This window comes from Halosimplex pelagicum (genome assembly GCF_013415905.1).
GTDB classification, from domain to species: Archaea; Halobacteriota; Halobacteria; order Halobacteriales; family Haloarculaceae; genus Halosimplex; species Halosimplex pelagicum.
The window spans coordinates 4,672,905-4,691,754 of the sequence record NZ_CP058909.1 but is presented as its reverse complement, the minus strand read 5'-3'; the positions used below and the strand labels follow the sequence as shown (position 1 = coordinate 4,691,754).

General features: G+C 69.4%; 19 protein-coding genes and 1 tRNA gene. 3 read left to right on the top strand and 17 right to left on the bottom strand.

Annotated elements, in window-relative coordinates; translation table 11 throughout:
• Window positions 1-35: 35 nt before the first annotated feature.
• Window positions 36-1,343 carry a DUF4397 domain-containing protein gene (locus HZS54_RS23475; protein WP_179919504.1) on the top strand — a complete coding sequence of 436 codons (1,308 nt, stop codon included), beginning with the start codon at window positions 36-38 and terminating at the stop codon, window positions 1,341-1,343.
• 195 nt (window positions 1,344-1,538) lie between these two features.
• Window positions 1,539-2,012, top strand: coding sequence for an acyltransferase (locus HZS54_RS23470; protein ID WP_246391971.1), 474 nt, complete (start codon window positions 1,539-1,541; stop codon window positions 2,010-2,012).
• A gap of 42 nt (window positions 2,013-2,054) precedes the next feature.
• Here the strand turns inward: HZS54_RS23470 and HZS54_RS23465 are convergent, their stop codons facing one another.
• The 16 genes from HZS54_RS23465 to HZS54_RS23390 form a co-directional block, all read right to left on the bottom strand.
• Entirely contained in the window at window positions 2,055-2,843 is a 789-nt protein-coding gene (locus HZS54_RS23465; RefSeq protein WP_179919502.1) for a mechanosensitive ion channel family protein, read from the bottom strand.
• A complete protein-coding gene (gene dacZ / locus HZS54_RS23460; RefSeq protein WP_179919501.1) occupies window positions 2,843-3,646 on the bottom strand; it encodes a diadenylate cyclase DacZ in 804 nt (267 codons plus the stop codon). Before dacZ ends, HZS54_RS23465 begins: the two co-directional genes overlap by 1 nt.
• A gap of 124 nt (window positions 3,647-3,770) precedes the next feature.
• On the bottom strand, window positions 3,771-4,781 hold the full coding sequence (locus tag HZS54_RS23455; protein WP_179919500.1) for a nicotinate-nucleotide--dimethylbenzimidazole phosphoribosyltransferase: 1,011 nt from the start codon (window positions 4,779-4,781) through the stop codon (window positions 3,771-3,773).
• A 137-nt stretch (window positions 4,782-4,918) separates the two neighbouring features.
• Window positions 4,919-5,632 (bottom strand): TIGR00266 family protein, encoded by a 714-nt coding sequence (locus HZS54_RS23450; RefSeq protein ID WP_179919499.1) that lies wholly within the window; start codon window positions 5,630-5,632, stop codon window positions 4,919-4,921.
• Window positions 5,633-5,848: 216 nt separating this feature from the next.
• Window positions 5,849-5,932: transfer RNA gene (locus tag HZS54_RS23445), tRNA-Leu, on the bottom strand.
• Between the two features lie 58 nt (window positions 5,933-5,990).
• Window positions 5,991-7,448: a sensor histidine kinase gene (locus HZS54_RS23440; protein ID WP_179919498.1), complete on the bottom strand. Its 1,458-nt coding sequence runs from the start codon at window positions 7,446-7,448 to the stop codon at window positions 5,991-5,993.
• An 82-nt stretch (window positions 7,449-7,530) separates the two neighbouring features.
• Window positions 7,531-8,112 carry an NADPH-dependent FMN reductase gene (locus HZS54_RS23435; protein WP_179919497.1) on the bottom strand — a complete coding sequence of 194 codons (582 nt, stop codon included), beginning with the start codon at window positions 8,110-8,112 and terminating at the stop codon, window positions 7,531-7,533.
• 82 nt (window positions 8,113-8,194) lie between these two features.
• Window positions 8,195-9,202 carry a sodium:calcium antiporter gene (locus HZS54_RS23430; RefSeq protein ID WP_179919496.1) on the bottom strand — a complete coding sequence of 336 codons (1,008 nt, stop codon included), beginning with the start codon at window positions 9,200-9,202 and terminating at the stop codon, window positions 8,195-8,197.
• A gap of 142 nt (window positions 9,203-9,344) precedes the next feature.
• Window positions 9,345-10,226, bottom strand: coding sequence for a hypothetical protein (locus tag HZS54_RS23425; protein ID WP_179919495.1), 882 nt, complete (start codon window positions 10,224-10,226; stop codon window positions 9,345-9,347).
• A gap of 1 nt (window position 10,227) precedes the next feature.
• Window positions 10,228-10,827, bottom strand: coding sequence for a TlpA family protein disulfide reductase (locus HZS54_RS23420; protein WP_179919494.1), 600 nt, complete (start codon window positions 10,825-10,827; stop codon window positions 10,228-10,230).
• Between the two features lie 74 nt (window positions 10,828-10,901).
• Window positions 10,902-11,672 (bottom strand): cytochrome c biogenesis protein CcdA, encoded by a 771-nt coding sequence (locus tag HZS54_RS23415; RefSeq protein WP_179919493.1) that lies wholly within the window; start codon window positions 11,670-11,672, stop codon window positions 10,902-10,904.
• Window positions 11,673-12,033: 361 nt separating this feature from the next.
• Entirely contained in the window at window positions 12,034-12,834 is an 801-nt protein-coding gene (locus HZS54_RS23410; protein WP_179919492.1) for a nucleotidyl transferase AbiEii/AbiGii toxin family protein, read from the bottom strand.
• Complete coding sequence (locus HZS54_RS23405; protein WP_179919491.1) at window positions 12,834-13,667, bottom strand: type IV toxin-antitoxin system AbiEi family antitoxin domain-containing protein; 834 nt, start codon at window positions 13,665-13,667, stop codon at window positions 12,834-12,836. Before HZS54_RS23405 ends, HZS54_RS23410 begins: the two co-directional genes overlap by 1 nt.
• Before the next feature lie 170 nt (window positions 13,668-13,837).
• Complete coding sequence (locus HZS54_RS23400) at window positions 13,838-14,794, bottom strand: HhH-GPD family protein (protein ID WP_179919490.1); 957 nt, start codon at window positions 14,792-14,794, stop codon at window positions 13,838-13,840.
• Window positions 14,795-14,876: 82 nt separating this feature from the next.
• Entirely contained in the window at window positions 14,877-15,665 is a 789-nt protein-coding gene (locus HZS54_RS23395; protein ID WP_179919489.1) for a TMEM165/GDT1 family protein, read from the bottom strand.
• A 186-nt stretch (window positions 15,666-15,851) separates the two neighbouring features.
• Window positions 15,852-16,652, bottom strand: a complete 801-nt coding sequence (locus HZS54_RS23390) for a helix-turn-helix transcriptional regulator (RefSeq protein WP_179919488.1) — start codon at window positions 16,650-16,652, stop codon at window positions 15,852-15,854.
• Window positions 16,653-16,894: 242 nt separating this feature from the next.
• Here HZS54_RS23390 and HZS54_RS23385 point away from each other — a divergent pair, with 242 nt between their 5' ends.
• Window positions 16,895-17,950, top strand: coding sequence for a DMT family transporter (locus HZS54_RS23385; RefSeq protein ID WP_179919487.1), 1,056 nt, complete (start codon window positions 16,895-16,897; stop codon window positions 17,948-17,950).
• Window positions 17,951-18,004: 54 nt separating this feature from the next.
• Here HZS54_RS23385 and HZS54_RS23380 read toward each other — a convergent pair whose 3' ends face one another.
• Window positions 18,005-18,790 (bottom strand): enoyl-CoA hydratase/isomerase family protein, encoded by a 786-nt coding sequence (locus tag HZS54_RS23380; RefSeq protein ID WP_179919486.1) that lies wholly within the window; start codon window positions 18,788-18,790, stop codon window positions 18,005-18,007.
• Between the last annotated feature and the right edge of the window lie 60 nt (window positions 18,791-18,850).

Below are 18,850 nucleotides of genomic sequence, written 5' to 3'. Positions count from 1 at the left end.
ATAACAAAGTGTATCTCGGCCTTGTCCTCAGTCGCATGACTTACGATAGATACACGAAAGCGATAGTCGGAGCCGTCGCTCTGACACTCGTCGTGAGCGCGCTCGCGGCGGGCGGGGCGGCGTCGTCGTTCACTGCACAGGAAGACGAGGACACGACCACACAGACTCAGGACACGTCGTACCTCCGGATCGGGCACTTCTCCCCGGACGCACCCGCGGTTGACGTGTCGGTCGACAACGAGACCGTCGTCGAAGGGGCGGAGTTCGGTGACGTGACCGGGTACCTGGCGCTGGAGAGCGGCAACCACACCGCGACCATCTCGGTCGCGGACCAGCCGACGAACGTGTTGTTCGAGGGGAACCTGACCCTCGAACCGCGAACGGTCGGGACGCTCGCCGCTAGCGGCGAGTTCTCCAGCGACTCCGAGGCCGAGTTCGAACCGGTCCTCTTCGAGGACAACGCCTGGGAGCCGGACAACGAGTCCGCTGCCGTCAGCCTCGTCCACCTCTCGCCGGACGCGCCCGCGGTCGATGTCGTCGTGACCGAGGGACCGACCGAGGAGACGGAGACCGAGACCGGAACGGAAACCGCCACCGAGACGGAGACGGAAACGGAGACCGGAACCGAGACGGCGACCGATAGCGGCACGGCCACCGAGACGGCCACCGCACAGGGATCGCCGACCGCGACGCCCACCTCGACGGTCGCCGGCGCGACCGATACGGCCACCGAGGCGGGTGCGACCGCGACGCCGACCGATACCGTCGGTGTCGACAACCTGATGCCGGCCCAGCAGGAGGAGAACGAGACCTACCTCGCACAGAACCTCTCGTTCCAGAACGCCACGGACTACATGAACGTCCCGGCCGGTGACTACACGGTCGAGATCCGCGACAACGAGACCGGCGACGTGCTCGCGACCGTCGACCTCTCGGTCGAGGGTGGCACCGCGTACTCGGTGTTCGCCGCCGGCTACGCGGCTCCCGAGGACGCACCTGCCGGCGCCTCGTTCACCGTCATCCCCGTGGAAGACGCGACGATGACCGTCTCGCTCCCCGAGATGGCGACCGAAGACGATACTGCCACCGACATGGGGACCGAAACGGCCACCGATACCGAGACGGAGACCGAGACCGAAACCGCCACGGACGACGGCACGGCGACCGAAACCGACACCGGTACCGACACTGCGACCGACACCGGCGCTGGAACGGCGACCGACACTGGTACCGACACGGCCACTGACACCGGTACCGACACAGCGACCGACACTGGCGCTGGAACGGCGACCGACACCGGCGCTGGAACGGCGACCGACACGGCGACGGAAGCCGGCGCGTAGATTCGCGAGCGAGCGCTATTTTTTGCGGCGGCGTCGAGCGATGTGACGAGATTCAAGACAGCGGCGCACGAACGCCCGAGCGTGAGCGACGACACGCGAGCGGACGGCGACGACGAGGCGGCCAGCGACGCCGCTCGCGGCGGCCGAACCGAGTCGGAGACGGCCAGCGACGGCTCGAACCCGCGGTACGACCGGGTGACTCGTCACGCGACTGCGGGGCCGCACAACTCCATCTTCCACTGGACCGCGGCCCGGCACCCGCTACGGGTGATGGTCAACTACGTCGTCATCCTGGTCTGTCGGGTGTGTCCGAGCATGCGGCTGAAAAACTGGCTGTTGCGCCGTATCGGCGTCACGGTCGGGACGGGAGTCGCGTGGGGCCTGGAGTCGACGCCGGACGTGTTCTGGCCGGACCTCATCACCGTCGAGGACCACGCCATCGTCGGCTACGACGCGACCGTCCTCTGCCACGAGTTCCTGCAGGAGGAGTACCGGACCGGCGAGGTCGTCGTCGGCGAGCGGGCCATGATCGGCGCCGGCGCCGTCGTCCTCCCGGGCGTCGAGATCGGCGCCGGCGCGCAGGTCGCGGCCAACTCGCTGGTCGCCGAGGACGTGCCACCCGGCGCGACCGTCGCGGGCGTCCCGGCGACTGTCCGGGACGAGGAGTGAGCGGGGGCTGACAGTGGCGAGCGGCGGGAGGGTCCGGCCGGTTCAGTTCCGGATGCGGACGATGCCGCTGGAGAAGACCTTCTGGTTGGGGACGATGTACTCCTCGCCGTCGCTCTCGATGCGCGTCGTGAACATATCGACCTCCTGGACGATCCCCTCGTTGTCGTCGATGCGGACGCGGTCGCCGATGCTGTACGGTTCCCGGAGCAGGAGGTAGATGCCCGCGGCGCCCGACTGGAGGAGGTCCCAGAAGGCGACGAGCGCGACGACGACGATGGCGAGGGCGTAGACGCCCAGCAGGACGACCAGCGCCATCGTCTCGACGCCGAGCTGGCCGAGCGCGATGAGGATGGCGACGTAGAAGACGCTGTACTTGACGAGTTCGGGGATGATGCTGACCTCCGGCAGTTTGACGCTCCGGAGGCGCTCGCTGACGTGGAGTTTCGCTTTGTCGCCGACGACGAGGCCGATGATCAGCGCGAACGCGGCGACGAACAGGCTGGGGAGGAACTCGACCAGCGTGTTCCAGAACAGGGCCGTGTCGCCCAGCTGGGCGACGTTGACGGCGAGGACGATCGCGAGGACGTAGACGAAGATGGCCGCGATGGTCGAGACGATGCCGACCGTCGACGTGCCGAAGCTCCGGGCGGTGCGTTCGAAGGGCGTCCCCTCGACGGCGTCTCCGACGCCGGCGCCCAGCAGGAACTTCCGCGTCCAGCGCCAGACGAGGTAGCTCCCGATCACCCCGAAAAGCAGGACCGCTATCGACGCCGCGAACGCGCCGCGCTCGGAGAACACCGACCGGACGACATCGGGCCACTCGATCTGCATCAGTACGCCTCCGGATCCAACTCCAGGATGAGCTCGCCCGCCTTGAACGCCCGGACCAGTCCGTCGCTCTCCGAGAGGACGATGGCGATGGCGTTCGTGTCCCGCGTGATCGCGCCGGCAGCCATGTGACGCGCCCCCAGCCCCTTCGGGATGTCGACGCCCTCCGCAGAGGGTTCGAGGTAGCGGTAGGCGGAGACGATCTTCCCGGAGTCGGAGATGACGAACGCGCCGTCGAGCCGCGAGAACTCCTTGAGCATCACGTTCACGATCGGGTCGCCGACGTGGACGTGGGACTTCTCGAAGGGGTTGTACGAGAGCGGTCGGGACTTGTTCATCACCTTCCCGGCGTCGCCGACGACGAACAGCGCGCCGACGGGCTTGCCCTTCTGGCCCTTCTTGCCGAGTTCGACCGCCACCTCCAGCACGTCGCGGATGACGGAGGGCTCGGCCCGCGAGTTGGCGAACAGGTCGTAGACGCCCGACTTCTCAAACTCGTCGGCGCGGACCCGAGCGACCGTGTCGGCGTCCTCGCCGAACACCTTCGCGAGACAGACCAGGTCGGCGTCCTCGTCGACGTAGCCGTGTTCGACGGCCCCCTCGACGCCGAAGCGGATCCGGTCGCGCAGGTCCTCGAACTCCAGCGGCAGCTTCACGAACGCGTCGGCCTCCACGTCGTTGTCCGGTCCGACGACCACCACGTCGTCGCCGGCCAGCGTCTCGTAGTGGGACTTCCCCGGGGAGAACAGACAGACCGCGTCCGCGTCGGCGACTAACCCCTCCAGAAACTCGTCGAGCCCGGTCATTGTCGTATCAATTCATCCGACAGGAAAAAGCGTTTCGGCACGTCTGACCCGTGTCACGCGCTCGTCATGCGTGACGGCCGTGCTGAGGGTCCGCGACTCTCCGCGGACGCTCGAAATAAAACCCTTATGACAGGTCCGGGAGCGCCCGGTAGCGCGCCAGCACGCGGTCGCGAACGTCGGCCATCGGGACGCCGGCGGCGCGGGCGAGCGCGAGCGCGCCGCCCATCGCGACCCCCTCCTTGGCCTCGCCGGCGAGGTACCCGTCGAACGCCGGGTGGTCGCCCTCGTCGAACCCGGGGTCGGTGACCGTCACGGATAGGTCCAGCGAGTCGGCGACGGCGTCCAGGTCGACCGACGGGTCCGCGGCCACGAAACTCGTCGTCGCCAGTTCGAGCCGCTGCTCGACGCCCGCGTGACGCAACAGCGCCGCGACCGTCGCCAGTTGCGTCCCGCCGGCCAGCGTCACGGCCGTGTCGGTCTCCAGACAGCCCAGTGCGGTCCCCGCGGCCACGGCGAGCACCGGGTCGCCCATCCGCCGGAGCGCGACCTTCGGCTCGCCCGCCGCCGCGCCCTCGTCGAGTCCGCTCGCCGCCAGCCCCTCGGCGACGACCTCGCGCTTGCGCTCGACCGGGTTCTCCGGCAGCGAGGATGAGACGCCGGCTCCGGCACCCGACCCCTCGCGCTCGCCGAGCGCCGCCTGAACGCCCAGCGCCGTCGTCGTCCCGCCGGGGATCGACTCGCCCAGGAAAATCGCGTCGTCGGGCAGCGCCCGCCCGAACTGTCGCGCGGCCTCGAAGGCGCCGTGGGCCGTCGCGACCGGGTCCTCCTCGCGAACGTCGTCGCCGGGTCGCGCGCCCACCGTCACCGTCGGCGCGCCCGTCGGTTCGGCCAGCCCGGCGTCGACGACGGTCAGGTCGAACTCCACGAGGTCCCGCACGGCCCGGGTCACCAGCGCCGGCGTCGGCGTCCCCGTCGGACTCACCGGCACGACCGGCGCCCGGATCGGCTCGCCGTAGCTGACGATCTCCGCGTCGGCGCTCGGCGTGTGGACCATCGCGTCGGGGTCCGCCCCGGCCGCGCTGATCCCGTCGATCGCCGCCGTCTTCGTCGTCCCGACCGCCAGCACTACCCGCACCGCTCGGTCCTCCGTGGGGAACGGTCGGACTCGCTCCCCGCGCTTTCGGTCATACCGTCGGGTTCGGCGGCGACGGGTTAACTCCGTCGCCACCGCGATCCGGAGTACTGCAGTCCCGCAAGCGCCGGTCGTGTCGCTCAGATGAAGTCGTCGACGCTCGGGCCGCCCGCGCCGTCGTCGTCCTCGTGTTCGGTGCCGCCGCTCATCAGCGTCAGCGGGTTGCGCGTCTGCAGCCAGACGTGGCCCTCGCCGGAGAACTCCGTCACGAAGCCCTCCCCGCCCAGCATCGTCGACTTGATGCTCCCGTCCTTGCGCCGGTCCATCGACAGCCCCGCGCTCCAGGCCACGAGGTGGTCCTCGTCGACCGTCAGCGGTTCGCCGGGCGTCACCTGCTGCTCGTACATCGACCCGTACGAGGAGACGAACGCCATCCCCTGTCCCGAGATCCCGAGGACCGTCAGCTCACCCGACGAGAAGAGGTTCGACCGGTTGTTCATCTCCGTCGAGCGCTCGACCAGCGGCTCCCACGCCAGCAGCGACCCCGATTGCGAGCGGATCGGCCCCCGCTCGCTCACGTTTATCGCCGTGATGTCGCCCGGGTGGTCGGGCACCAGCGTCACCTCGGCGTCGTCGTCGGTCGCGTAGTAGGTGTTCTCGATCAGCCCCCGCTCGTCGCTCATCGCCCGCTTCGCCATCCCCATCACGCCGTCGTCGCCGCCGATGCTCGTCTCGTTCTCGATGCCCGCCGACTGGGTCATCATCGCACCCGGCTTCGTCTCGATCTCCTCACCCTCCGCCAGCTCCAGCTCCAGCACCGCGTAGCTGGGTCGCTTGTCGATCGTGTAGCGCATCTCACCAGGGTTGTCGCTCACCGATTATTTATAACTTACCTACAACTTGCGGGTCGCTCGCCGGAACCGTGCCGTCGACAGTCGAGCGCGACGTAGTGCGCGGGACCGGATTCGAACCGGAGGAAGAAATGCTCGCTCGCCCCGCTCGCTGCGCGTTCCTTCCAGGGTTCGAATCCGCTTTCGCATACACGTCTCTCACTGTCGTTCGAGACGGTATGCGCGGGACCGGATTCGAACCGGCGGATCCCTACGGAACAGCGTCCTAAGCGCTGCGCCGTTTCCTGGCTTGGCTACCCGCGCGCACTCTGTCGGTATCGCCGACGGCGTCAAGAAGGTGTCGTTTGCTCCGACGGCGGCGTCAGTCGGCGAACTCGACGCCGCGGAACTCGAAGCGGGCGCCGCCCTCGGCGCTCTCGGTCACCGCGGCCTCCCAGCCGTGAGCGCGCGCGACCTGCCGGACGATCGCAAGCCCGTAGCCGGTGCCGTCGGTGGCCGTCGAGAACCCGGATTCGAACACCTCTCCGCGGTCCGCGACGGGGATGCCCCGTCCGTCGTCCTCGACGACGACGCGGCCGTCCCCGTCGACGCCGACCCTGACCTCGACGGTCCCGGGCTCGTCGCCGGCGGCTCCGTGCTCGGGAGCGTGCGACCGAGGGCTCGTCGAGCCGTGCTCGACGGAGTTGACGAACAGGTTCTCCAGCAACTGGGTCAGCCGGCCGCGGTCGGCGACGACGGTGGCGTCCTCGGTGACGACCAGCGAGCTCTCGCCGGTGGCGATGTGGTCCCAGGCGGTGCGGGCGACCTCCGCGAGCGAGACGGGCTCGGTCTCGCCGAGTTTCTCGCCCTGGCGGGCCATCCGGAGGAGGTCGCGCAGCAGTTCGTCCATGCGGTCGAGCGCCGACAGCGCGTCGTCGAGGTGGCGGTCGTCGCCGGTCCGGCGGGCCATCTCGATGCGGTGTTTCACGGCGCCCATCGGGTTGCGCAGGTCGTGGCCGATGACGCTGGCGAACTCGTCGAGTCGCTCGTTCTGCTCGCGGAGCCGGCGCTCGCGCTCCTTCTGGTCGGTGATGTCGACGTAGACGGCGTAGCCTGCCGCCCGCTCGCCGGACTCGACGGGGATGTTCCGGAAGAGGAACTCCCGGCTCCCGTCGGTGGTCTCGCGCTCTATCTGGACGTGGAGGCGCTCGCCCGCGTGGACGCGCTCGTCGAGCGACGCCGCCTCGTCGCGCTTGCCCTCGGGGACGACCAGGTCGTTGAGCGGTTCGCCGACGGCGACCGCGCGGTCGTAGCCGAACGTCTCGACGAACGCCCGGTTGACCGACTCGACGATCGGCCGCCCGTCGACGAACGCGTACTCGATGACCGGATCCGGCGTGTCGGCGAACAGCGCGTCGAGCCGCCGCTTCGCTCCCCGGCCGCGCTCGCTCGCCCGACCGCGGTCGACCGCGCGGTCGACGGCGTCGACGAGCACGCGGTCCGACGACGCGGGCACGTACTCGTCGGCGCCGGCGGCGACGGTTCGATGGGCGAGCGACTCGCCCCCGTCGCGTGCGAACACGACGACCGGCGGGGCGTGCGCGCTCTCCTCGACCGCCTCGACGGCCTCGACCGCTTCGGCCGCCGAGAGCGCGCCGGTGTCACAGACCGCGCACTCCGGCCGGTCGGCGGCGAGCGCGTCGGCGACCGAGTCGGGCGTCGACCGGGCGACGGCGTAGCCGGCCCGTTCGAGCCGTTCGGGTCCGTCGCCCTCGGTCGCGCCGGTTCCCCCGGTCGCCGACCGCTCGTCGACCCACAGGACCGTCGCGCCGTCGCTCATTGTCCAGCCGTGTGTCCCCCGCTCGTTTACATGTATCGGCCTGGTTGCCGGGGCTGATACTGTCGGGTCGCGACGGCGGCGCTCAGTCGCTCGCGCCGACGTTCTCCACGCTCTCGGGGCAGGGCGGGTCCGGCTCGATGTCCGCGTACTCGACGACCCGCTGGCCCAGCGTCCGCACGCGCTCGGCGTCGCCCTCCTCGCGCAGGTCGGAACCGTCGAACTTCGTCCGGACTTTCGGGAGCGCGACCTGGTGGGGCACCACCCAGGCGTTGAGCGAGCGGGCGACCGAGCGCAGGTGGTCCAGCGAGGTGATCGGGAAGGATCCGCCGGCGACACACAGCAGCCCGACGGTCGCGTGCTCGAACTCGTCGAACCCGCAGTAGTCGAGTGCGGTCTTGAGCGCCGAGGAGTACGACCCGTGGTAGACCGGCGTCCCGAGTACGACCGAATCCGCTCGCCCGACCCGCTCGCGCAGTTCCGGGGCGTCGCCGGCGTCGTCGTCGTCCGCGTCGAACACCGGCAGGTCCAGTTCGCGGAGGTCGATCAGGTCGACGCTCGCGCCCCGGTTCTCGGCCTCGTCGAGCGCGATTCGGAGCGCCTTGCGCGTGTAACTGTCGTCGCGGAGGCTGCCGCAGACCGCGACGACGTGTGGTCGGTCCGGCATATGGCGGTCTGCGAGGGGACGGGTAAAAACCGTCGTGGTCGACGGGGTCGCCGCCGGTACCGGTGGCTCGGGCGCCGGCGGCTCAGATCCCGCGGACTGTCTCGATGACGCCGGCGGATTCCAGGCCCATCCAGGCGAGGAAGGCGGCGTACAGCGCGAGGAAGACGTAGGCCTCGCGGTCGGTGATCTCCAGGCCGGTGCGGGTGAAGACGATGAACACGAGCGTCGCGAGGGCGAGAAAGCCCATCGTCGGGATGGCCGCCAGGAAGTCGATGGTCGCCTCCCCGGCGAGCAGGACGCCGACGGGGATGGCGACGAGGAGGTTGAAGGTGTTGCTCCCGAGGACGTTCGCGAGGCTGGTGACGTCGTCGTCGTCGCGGGCGGCGTTGACGCTGACGAACGTGTCCGGCAGGCTCGTCCCCGCGGCGATGACCGTCAGCCCCCAGAAGAAGGTCGGCGTCTCGAAGGCCGCGCCCAGCGCGAGCGCCGCGCGGACGATGCCCTCGACGCCGACGGCGATCACCACGAGCGAGACGGCCAGCGTCCCCCACTCCCGGCGCGAGTCGACGCTGTCGGCGGGGTCGGCGACGTGGTCGGCGGCGTCCTGCTGGTGGAGGAAGACGTAGACGCCGTAGGTGGCCAGCGGGACGACGACCAGCGCCGGCGTCAGCACCGCCTCGCGGTTCGTCCCGCCGGGGACGTAGGTCGCCCCGAGCGCGAAGACGATGAACAGGACGAGGATGCTGATGACGTAGAACTGGGCGTCCTTGTGGACGATGTCCCGGGTCGAGGTCAGCTCCTCGCTGGCCAGCGCCGAGACGGCGGGGATCACGAGGAGGTTGAAGATGGCGCTGCCGACGATGGCGCCGACGCCCAGCGAGAACTCGCCGTGGACGACCGTGCTGATGACGATGGAGCTGATCTCCGGGAAGCTCGACCCGACGGCGACGACGACCGCGCCGTGGACGGCCACCGGCAGGCCGTAGTACCTGCTGAGCCGCTCGGCGGCCCGCTCGAACAGCCCGCTGCCCTTCCAGATGACGACCGTCGCGACCGCCGCCAGCGCGACCGCGCCGAGGGGTCCGACCATCGACGGCCGGTTCGTCGGCCTGGGGTAACAATCTGGCCCTCTCGGCCGCGGGACCGACGCACGTCGGCCCACACCGCGCCCGTCCGATCCACACCGCGCACGTCCGATCCACACCGCACACGTCCGAGACAGGTCGAGCGCCTCAGCCGGTCTCGGTAGTCGCTGACTCGGCCGTCTCGACCCACCCGGGCCGCTCGACGGTCGTCTCGCCGAGGTCGTCGTAGGTGACGCGCAGCACCGACGGGCCGATCCGCTCAGCGCCGGCCTCCTCGACGACCAGTTCGGCGACCAGCCCGCTCGGCGCGACGTAGGCGGTCACGTTCGTCGCTCCGTTCCGGTAGGGCTCCTGGAACGACCCCTCGACTCGGTAGTACGTCCCCCCGTCGCGGGTCACCTCCGTCACGGTCTGGTCGTCGAGGTTCGACAGGTAGTCCGCGAGGTCCCGGCGCTGGGTCAGGAGGTTGGGACTGAGCGACGCGTTCATGGCCAGGAGCCGGTCGTAGGTCGCGCTGCCGTTCTCGACCGCGCGGTGGAAGACGGTACCGCCGTCGCGCCAGATGGCCGTCCGGCCGGACCTGTTCTCGTAGCGCGAGGGCGCCGAGCCGGTGGTGCTCACCCGCTGAACCGCGCGAGCGCGGACGGTCCCGTTCAGGTCGGCCTCGCCGGAGAGCGTCTGGGTCACGTCGTAGCCGTCGCCGCTCCGGCGGAGCTCGTACCGGACGGTGAACGGGTCGGACCGCAGGACTTCGGTGTGGGCGTTGACCAGTTCGACCGGGGCGGCGAGGCCGTCGGCCGTCAGTCCGGGCGCGAGTTGCGCACCCGTTGCGGTCCCCGACCCGGACTCGGGTGCCCCGTTCGGCGACGGTGTCGAACCGGTCGGTCCAGCCGGCCCGTCATCCGTCGCGGTGGGTGTCGCACCGCCGCCGCTCAGGCCGGCACAGCCCGACAGGACGACGAGCGCGGTCACGCAGACGACCGCGACGGCTCGCGCGTGGACCCCGATCCGCTGTCGCGTCCCGGCCATGTCAGTCCCCGTCGAGTTCGCTCTCGATGGCCGGCGCGATGTCCTCGTAGTGACGCAGGCCGGTGTAGCCGAGTTCGTTCCCCTCGGCGTCGAACAGTTTGTTCGTCGGGTACGAGGAGACGCCCCACCGGCTCGTCGCCCGGAGGTCGGCGTCCATCGCGACCGGCCAGGTCCCCTCGTAGGTCTCCCAGAACTGCCGGATCGCGGCCTCGTCGGCCTCCGGCGTCACCGAGACCATGTGGACGCGGTCGGCGTCGAACTCCGCGCGGACCTCCCGCAGGTCCGGCATCTCCTTCTTGCAGGGCTCGCACCACGTCGCGAAGAAGTTCACGAACGACAGTTCCCCCTCGGGCCGCAGGCCGACCTCGCCGTCCGTCGACTCGGGTGCCACCGTCGGCAGCGCGAGCGGGTTCCGGTTCGCCGATCGCGACGTACTCGCCGCGTTACCGTCCGGTCCGGCGGTCCCGGTCGCTCCCGGCGCGTCGGTCGCTGGCTGGTCGGTCGTCCCGTCGTTCCCGCCGGAGCACCCGGCGAGCGCGAGCGCGGCGGCCCCGCCGGCTGTCCGGAGGAAGCGTCGCCGCGACGGTCGGTCGGAGGGCATCGTACCCGATCGCAGACGGGTTAGACAGTTGTTATTTTCGGTGGGCGGGGAGTCGCGGATGACCGTGCGGTCGGTCAGAGTGGGACCAGCGACGTGAACTCGGGGACCCACGGCGGGAACCCGTAGCGGTAGTAGTAGATCTCCGCGGCCCCGGACAGCGCCAGGAGGGCGCCCGCGACGCGGTAGATCCGTCCGGTGTGTCGCGAGAGCCGGCCGACGAGCGCCGTCCCGGTCAGCGCGACCGTGACGGTCACCGCGACCATCACGACGGCCATCCCGCCGGCGTAGGCGACGGCCACGCCGACGCCTCTGCCCGGCCCGGCGGCGGCCGCCCGCAGGAGGACCGCGACGAACAGCGGCGCCGTGCAGCCGGCGGCCGCCGCGGCGTACAGCAGGCCGAACGCGAAGAAGCCGCCGACGCTGCGGCGGCGCTCGGGGAGCCTGACCAGCTGGCCCGTCGGCTTCCACCCCGCCGCCATCGCGACCCCGACGACGACGAACGCCGCCCCAACGACCAGTTCCATCACGCCGATGTCCGACACCGCACGGGCGCCGACGGCCATCACGACCCCGGCGATGACGCCGTAGACGAGGAACATCCCCGCGCTGACGACCAGGCCGATCCCGACGCCACGGGCGACGGCCGCCGCGCCCGGGTGGAGTCGCCCGAGTCGCCGCCCGACGGTCGCTCCGAGCGGCGCCGTCCCGCCGTCGGCCGCGGTGTCGGCGCTCGTCCCGAGGTAGTACGAGAGGTAGCCGGGAACCAGCGGGAACGCGCAGGGCGCGAAGAACGTCGCCATCCCGGCCGAGAACGCCAGCCCGAACAGCGAGACAGTCGCGCTCACGCTCGCACCTCCGTCGGCCGGACACGGCTGACCTCCGGGGGTCGTCCGGAGGTCGTCGGGCGAGCCGTCGGAAGCGTCGAACCGCGGGCCTGCGGGCGCTGGAACCGCTGCCTGCGGTCGGCGGCTGCGGAGGGCATCGTCCGCGCTTGGACCGCCGATGGTTTCAAACCAGTGGAAAGTCACTTCGGCAGTCACTCCGGCGGACGGAGCCGCTCACCGCGCCAGGCTGGCGACGCCCGCCCCGCGGTCGAAGGCCACCAGCCCGTCGTCGTCCGGAACGTCGAACGCCCGATAGTTGGCGAGATATACCATAGATCCGGAGAAGACGCAGCCATCCGTCTCCGGAGAGGTATTCCCCAGGCTACGATTCGTCTACTATCGAGCTGACGTAGTCTTCGAGCGTGTCATAGACCGCGTCGAACTCGGGAAGATCCGCAACCAGGTCGGGGAGGGTATTCTGCCAGCCGTCGCGGATTTCGTCCCGTTTCTCCCCGGGAAGTCCATCTCCGAGGTCGATGTCCAGACCGTCGTGTCCACACTTTCGCGTGAATGCCGGACGAATAACTGCGTCATCAACGTCAGCCTCGGTAATCATCCAATAGAGATCGTAGTAGTCACGCGCCTGAGATCGCTGATAGAGCGCTCGCAACTTCTCAGCAAAAATCTCCTCCACGCTGTACGCGGTCAACTCGAATTCGGGGACATCCGCGTAGCTGTGGTGATGGCTTACCGAATCGAACGCCACGTATTCGTCGATCATCACAGCCAGACTCGTTGTGTTCTTGTGACCGAGCACAGCGTTGTACTGGATATCGATATCGACGTAGTGTGTCGGATACGCTTCTTTCTGTAGCTCGCGGTGTTTGGTCACCTCGAAGTCGATGCCGGAGGCTCTGGAAGCGTCTTCCAATACGTCCCGCAACTCCGCTTCGCTCCCTCGGTACTCTCCCTCGACACCGAAATCGAGATCCTCCGAATAGCGCCACGTCTCCGGGAAGTACAACTTACTGAGTGCAGTGCCGCCCTTGAACAGCAGGTTATCACCGTACTGGCTCGTGTAGATCGCCCAGAGGATCCACGAATTGACGTAGTTCTTCTCCGCGTAACCGAGGCGAACATCCAGCTCTCTGGCCAGCCGTCGGAGGTGCGCTTCGGAAATCATTACGAGAATTCCTCCGGCTGGAACGACTCGGGGCCGGCGTTCAGGCGGAGTTGGTACGTGCTGTCGCGGGTCCCCTTCGCTTCTCTCGTCGGATCGAGCAACGGGTATCCAGTCGTGAAGTCCGCAACGAGCTCGTCGTACTCCGGAAGGTCGATGTCCAACTGGTCGGCGAGGTAGACGATTCGTTTCGTCGCGGCACCGTTCCCCACTCGCCGCAGATACTCGACGACCCGCTCCCAAGAGCATCGCGTTCCTGCCGCGTTCTGCATCGCCTTTGCGAGCTCGTCGATGCCGCCACAGAACTCCGGATGGTCAGCGCAATCGACCAGCGTTTTCTCGATACTCGAAATATTCACTTGGGTAGACCCGACCGCAGTCGGTTGGTACCCGAAGAACTTCTGCTCGGTAACTGTCACCGGTCGATAGGTAACCCCGTGGATCTCGCGTTCTTGGGCGCGGTCTGTCGTCACGATGTACACAGTACGGGGCAGCTGCTCTGTAAGCCCGTGATGGTTCATCGCACTCCAGTACCCGATGTACATCGGCTCGACGAGTGCGGACGCGATCACGAACTCGTGTTCGGTATACACCGCGTTCTCACCCGCAGCGAGCGGCAGGATGAGATATTTCCCGTGCGCGATCCGCTCGAGCCAACTCTTCTCCTTGAGCGAATACGCCATGTCCTTGGCCGACTTCCGGGGGATGTCCATAACATCCGCGATGTCACCGATGGTGATGATCTGTTGGCCCTCGCCTGCGAGCCGTGAGAGTGCCTGCGACTCACGTGTCGACAGGCTCTTTCTTCGATTCTCTTCTTCGTTTGTGGGCCCCATAGCCGCTCAGCGTACATAGAATCTAAATCCGAACGGGAATAAAGGTACCCGTTGAGATCTGGTTTGGCGAAAGTCGCCTCGATGGACGCTCAGAATACATAGACTCAAAATAGAGTGTGAAATAAAATCGGCCTTCTCGTCTGTGAGCCGTTCAGCGGACCTGAATCAGATTACTGGAGGCGAGCAGTTATCTGATCGTCTCCTTCCTCGACCTGGACGAGACCGTCGTCGGCGAGGTCCGAAAGGAGACCTCGCAGCCACTCTCGTCCGTGTTCCCCATCAGGGGTGTAATCAACTCGGATCCGATGACCAAGCGTGTCCAGATCCATCTCGTCGTGTTCGCCCAGGAGTCGAACGATCCGTCCGCGGAACTGCCGACGGCTTCCCTCGAAGTCGGGCTGAGTTGGAACGTCGGGCGCGGTGAAGTCGCCGGTCTGGTACGCGTGACACCACTCGCGCCAGGGACACCCGGCCTCGTCACAGGCGGGCGACTTCTCGCAGGCCACCCCGCCGAGTTCCATGATCGCGTTGTTCCAGACGCGGGACTCCCCCTCTGGCATCAGCTCCGCGGCGACCCGCTCGAAGGCCGCGTCGTCGTCCGGCACGTCGAACGCGCGGTAGAGGACGCGCTTGACGTTCGTGTCGACGACGGCGTCGCCGTTGTTGAAGGCGAAGCTCGCGACGGCGTTGGCGGTGTAGGGGCCGACGCCCATCAGCTCGGAGAGCTCGTCGGGCGACTCGGGAAACTCGCCACCGTACTCCGATTCGACCTGGCCGGCGGCCTCGTGGAGGTACTTCGCGCGGTTGTTGTAGCCGAGGCTGTGGTCGCTCCAGAACCCGACCACGTCCGCGCGGTCGGCGGCCGCGAGGTCGGCGGTCGTCGGCCACCGCTCCAGGAAGGCCTCCCAGGCGGTGACGACCCGGGAGAGCTGGGTCTGCTGGCTCATCACCTCCGAGACGAGGATCTCGTAGGGGTCGTCGGTGCGGCGCCAGGGGAACTCGCGGTGGTCGGCCTCGTACCACGCCACCAGCGCGTCGCGGACGGCGTGGGCGTCCTCGGGCAGGAACGCGTCTGCCGGCGCGTCCGCCCCCGTCTCCCCGTCGGCCTCCGCGTCGGCGTCACTCATCGACAGTCGGTATCGGTCGGATCCGCTTGTGGGTGGCGATCGGTGAGCGACTGGGGGGCGAACGGGCGACGGGCCGTCCGACTCAGCCCAGCGTCGCCAGTGCCGGCACGGCAGCGGCCACCGCACCGACGACCGACTGGAGCGCGCCGGCGACGGCCCCGACGACCGTCTCCCAGACCGAGAAGTCCGTGAAGATGGCGAGGAAGGTGTCGAGGCCGAAGAAGAAGAACACGCTCGCGCCGAACAGGTGCGCCTTCACGGCGTCGAACCGGCCCGAGAACGTGCTGAAGAAGTAGGCGTTGGCGAGGCTGATGGGGATGATGACGAGCATCTCCCCCACCCAGATTCCCGGGTGGGCGCCGTACTGGACGGCGAGGCTGATGGTGACCAGCTGGGTCTTGTCGCCGAACTCGCCGACCGCCATCAGGGCGAAGATCGGCAGGAAGCTCCCGAAGCGGTTCGGCACGTCCCACCCCAGCACCGACACGTCGAGGTCGCCGCTCCCGCCGACGCCCGCGTACCCGCCGTCGGTCTCGGCCGCCGCGACCTCCTCGGCGGACGGGTCGCCGTCGCTGCCTGGCGGGACCCGTCCGCCCTCGGGGATCGACCGGAGGAGGAACACGCCGAACAGCAGGAAGAGCACGCCCGAGATCGCGTCGAGATACACCGGCGGCAACGCCCCCTTCAGCGCCTGGCCGAACCAGATCTCCAGCGCCGTCCAGCCGGCGAACGCCAGTCCCGCCGCGCCGACGACCGTCAGCGGGCGGAACCGCGTCGCCAGCCCCGCGATGATGAACTGTACCTTCTCGCCGGGCAGGACGACCAGCTGCGCGACCATCGCCGCGAACATCACCGCCAGAAAATCGCTCACGGCGTATCCACCCCCGGCCCGACCGCCGACCCGGCGGCGCCGCTCCGCCGAATGGACCGCACGTGACGCGTCATATCCACGAATTAGGTCCGTCTAAATCAAAAGCCTGGCGAACGCGGTACCGGGGTGCGGGAGACCGGAGCGCCCGGCGGGTCCGCCGTCGGCGGTCTCACTCCGGAGGGACGCTCACTCCGAGGCGATCACGTCGTCGCGGTCGAGCGGCGTCGCCGCCGCCCAGTAGCGCTCGAAGGCGTCGTCGGCCCACTCGCGGACGGTGTCGTCGTCGGTGTCGATCGAGGCCCGGAGGACGCCGCTGTCGTCGCGGACCAGCAGGTGGACGCGGCCGTCCGCGACGGTCCCGGCGACCGGGACGCCGGCCGACCGGACCCTGACCGCGGCGTCGTCCGCGTCGACGAGCGTCAGGAGGTGCCGGCGGAGGGCGGCGTCGTCGGTCAGCGCCTCGACGGCCTCGGGGGAGAAGACGCCGCGGAACCGCACGTCGCCCGCGGCCGCCCGCTCGGCCGTCAGCGAGAGCGTCTGCTCGTTGAACGCGTGGGAGAAGGCCCGCACGTCCGCCGCGTCGCGCTGCAGGTCGAGCAGCCGCTGGACCGGTGCGTTCGGCCGGGTCCCCGTCGGAACGGTGATCGTCGCGTCGGTCAGGCGGGCGAGGTCGAACCCGAGTTCCTCGGTCGGCAGGTACGCGACGATGTCCCGCAGGTCCCGTTCGAGTTCGAGCGCCTCCAGAAGGTCCGAGAACGCGTCGGCGACGAGTCGCCCCGTCGCCGTCGCCTCGTAGGCGCCCTCGGCCCGCCGGACCCACGAGCGGTCCTCGAAATCGCTCAGGATCCGCCCGAGCGTCGCCTGCGAGGCGCCGGTCTCGGCGGCCAGGTCCGACCGGCTCCGCGACCCCTCGGCGAGCGCCCGCAGGACGGCCACCCGGTTGGCCGAGAGCGCGAGGAACTCCACGTCGTCGAGCGCCGCGTCCATACCGGGAGTGGCGCGCGTCGGGGTAAACCGTTTTCGGGGCCGTCCGACCAGCGCGATACGCCGCTGTCGCGTCATCTTCACGGCGAGAAAATATTTCACACCGTGCAATCGCGGCGCCCATCGCCGCGCTTGCTCGCCGCTCAAGGATTTCTGAACGGGACTATAAGGCTCCGATCCGTACGATATTCCACGATGATCTCTCACGCCATCTCTCTGGAGTCGACGCCCGCGGAGGTGTCGCCGTGATCGGCCGCCGCACCGTCGCGGCGTTCCTCGCGACGAGCCTGCTGTTCGGCGGCACCTTCGTCGCCGCGAAGGGCGGCCTGGAGTTCTTTCCGCCGCTGCTGTTCGTCGCGCTCCGGTTCGATATCGCGGCCGTCGCACTGATAGCGTACGTGTTGCTGACCCACTCGCGCGCCGACCTGATCCCGCGGACGCGGGGCGACCTGGGCGGGATCGTCGCGACCGGCCTGTTCGCCATCGGGCTGACGAACGCCCTGCTGTTCGTCGGCCAGCAGTACGTCACCAGCGGCGTCGCCGCCATCATCGCGAGCCTCAACCCCATCCTGACGCCGGTGCTCGCCGCGGTCCTGCTCGCAGACGAGCGGCTCTCGGCCCGCGGCGCCGTCGGGATGGCCGTGGGACTGGTCGGCGTCGCGCTCGTGGCCAACCCCGACCCGTCAGCGTTCGGCGCCGGCGGCCTGCTCGGCGAGGGGATCATGCTCGTCAGCGCGGTCTGCGGCGCGCTCGGGTCGGTGCTGATCCGCCGGGCCGACGCCGACCTGTCCAGCACCGTCCGCACCGCGTGGGGCCTCCCGCTGGCGGCCGTGGTCACCCACGGCCTGAGCCTGGCTGCCGGCGAGTCGCCCGCGGCGATCACGTGGACGCCGGGGGCGCTCCTCGCGCTCGCCTACGTCGCCCTCCTGGCCGGCGCCGTCGCCTACATCGCGTACTTCGGGCTCATCGACGAGGTGGGCGCCATCCGCGCGAACCTCGCGTTCTACGTCGTCCCGCTCGTGGCGACGCTCGGCGGGTGGGCGCTGCTGGGCGAGACGATCTCGGGGCTCGCCGTCGCCGGCTTCCTCGTCGTCTTCGCCGGCTTCGCCATCATCGGCAGCGAGTCGTTCGCCCGGCCCGGGCTCCGCGAGACTCTCCCCGGTCGCCTGCTGGCCTCCGAGAGCCTCCGCTCGCTCGACGACGCCTACGCGACCGACGGCGGGAGCGACCCGGCCGACGACCGCCCGGCCAGCGACTGCCGGATCGACGGCGATGGTCCGGGCTGTCCCGCCGACGACTGAGGCCCGATACGCCGACGCGCCGACACGCCGACGCGCCGCCCGGTCTCCCCGCGGTCACTCCCCCTCGAACTCGGGTTCTCGGCTCTCGACGAACGCGCGGACCCCCTCCTCGTGGTCGTCGGCCGAGGCGGAGACGATCTGGGCGGCGGCCTCGTTCTCGATGGCCTCGTCGAGCGAACTCGTGGTCCCCTGCTCGACGAGCCGCTTCGACTGCTTCAGCGCGACCGTCGGGCCGGAGGCGATCCGGTCGACCATCCCGGCGACGCGGCCCTCGAACGCCTCGTCGGCGTAGACGTGGTTGAACAGCCCCACCTCCTTCGCGCGGTCGGCGTCGATGAGTTCGCCGGTGAACAGCAGTTCCTTCGCGACGTTCTCCCCGACGATCCGCGGGAGCAGGTGCGACGCGCCGGAGTCGACGTTGAGCCCGACCTGGCGGAAGCCGAAACTGATCGACGCCGACTCGCTGGCCAGTAGCACGTCGCAGGCGACCGCGAGCGCGCCGCCGGCCCCGTAGGCGGGGCCGTGGATCTTCGCGACGGTGGGGCGGTCGCAGGTCGCGACCGCCCGCACCGCGCCCGCGGTCTCCTCGACGATGCGTTCGACCCGCTCGTGGGCGGGCGCCTCGCCCTCCAGCCCGTCGACCATGGCGTCGATGTCGCCGCCGGCGCAGAAGGTGGGGCCGTTGCCGGCGAGGACGACGCAGCGGGCCTCGTCGGGTATCTCGTCCATCGCCGCGATGAGGTCCGTCGCGACGCCGCTGGTCAGCGCGTTGCGCATCTCCGGGTGGTCGAGCGTGACCGTCGCGACGCCGTCGGCCACGTCGAGCGTGACGTGTTCCATGGCCCCACGGAGGGCCGCCGGCCGGTTAAGCGTGCGTGGCGCGCCGGAGCGGCCGTCCCT

What these genes read in the sequence shown, in the direction of transcription:
- HZS54_RS23475 (WP_179919504.1), top strand. Translation starts at nt 36, where the DNA reads ATGACTTACGATAGATACACGAAAGCGATAGTCGGAGCCGTCGCTCTG.
- HZS54_RS23465 (WP_179919502.1), bottom strand. Translation starts at nt 2,843, where the DNA reads ATGCAGATCGAGTGGCCCGATGTCGTCCGGTCGGTGTTCTCCGAGCGC.
- dacZ (WP_179919501.1), bottom strand. Translation starts at nt 3,646, where the DNA reads ATGACCGGGCTCGACGAGTTTCTGGAGGGGTTAGTCGCCGACGCGGAC.
- HZS54_RS23450 (WP_179919499.1), bottom strand. Translation starts at nt 5,632, where the DNA reads ATGCGCTACACGATCGACAAGCGACCCAGCTACGCGGTGCTGGAGCTG.
- HZS54_RS23440 (WP_179919498.1), bottom strand. Translation starts at nt 7,448, where the DNA reads ATGAGCGACGGCGCGACGGTCCTGTGGGTCGACGAGCGGTCGGCGACC.
- HZS54_RS23435 (WP_179919497.1), bottom strand. Translation starts at nt 8,112, where the DNA reads ATGCCGGACCGACCACACGTCGTCGCGGTCTGCGGCAGCCTCCGCGAC.
- HZS54_RS23430 (WP_179919496.1), bottom strand. Translation starts at nt 9,202, where the DNA reads ATGGTCGGACCCCTCGGCGCGGTCGCGCTGGCGGCGGTCGCGACGGTC.
- HZS54_RS23425 (WP_179919495.1), bottom strand. Translation starts at nt 10,226, where the DNA reads ATGGCCGGGACGCGACAGCGGATCGGGGTCCACGCGCGAGCCGTCGCG.
- HZS54_RS23420 (WP_179919494.1), bottom strand. Translation starts at nt 10,827, where the DNA reads ATGCCCTCCGACCGACCGTCGCGGCGACGCTTCCTCCGGACAGCCGGC.
- HZS54_RS23410 (WP_179919492.1), bottom strand. Translation starts at nt 12,834, where the DNA reads ATGATTTCCGAAGCGCACCTCCGACGGCTGGCCAGAGAGCTGGATGTT.
- HZS54_RS23405 (WP_179919491.1), bottom strand. Translation starts at nt 13,667, where the DNA reads ATGGGGCCCACAAACGAAGAAGAGAATCGAAGAAAGAGCCTGTCGACA.
- HZS54_RS23400 (WP_179919490.1), bottom strand. Translation starts at nt 14,794, where the DNA reads ATGAGTGACGCCGACGCGGAGGCCGACGGGGAGACGGGGGCGGACGCG.
- HZS54_RS23390 (WP_179919488.1), bottom strand. Translation starts at nt 16,652, where the DNA reads ATGGACGCGGCGCTCGACGACGTGGAGTTCCTCGCGCTCTCGGCCAAC.
- HZS54_RS23380 (WP_179919486.1), bottom strand. Translation starts at nt 18,790, where the DNA reads ATGGAACACGTCACGCTCGACGTGGCCGACGGCGTCGCGACGGTCACG.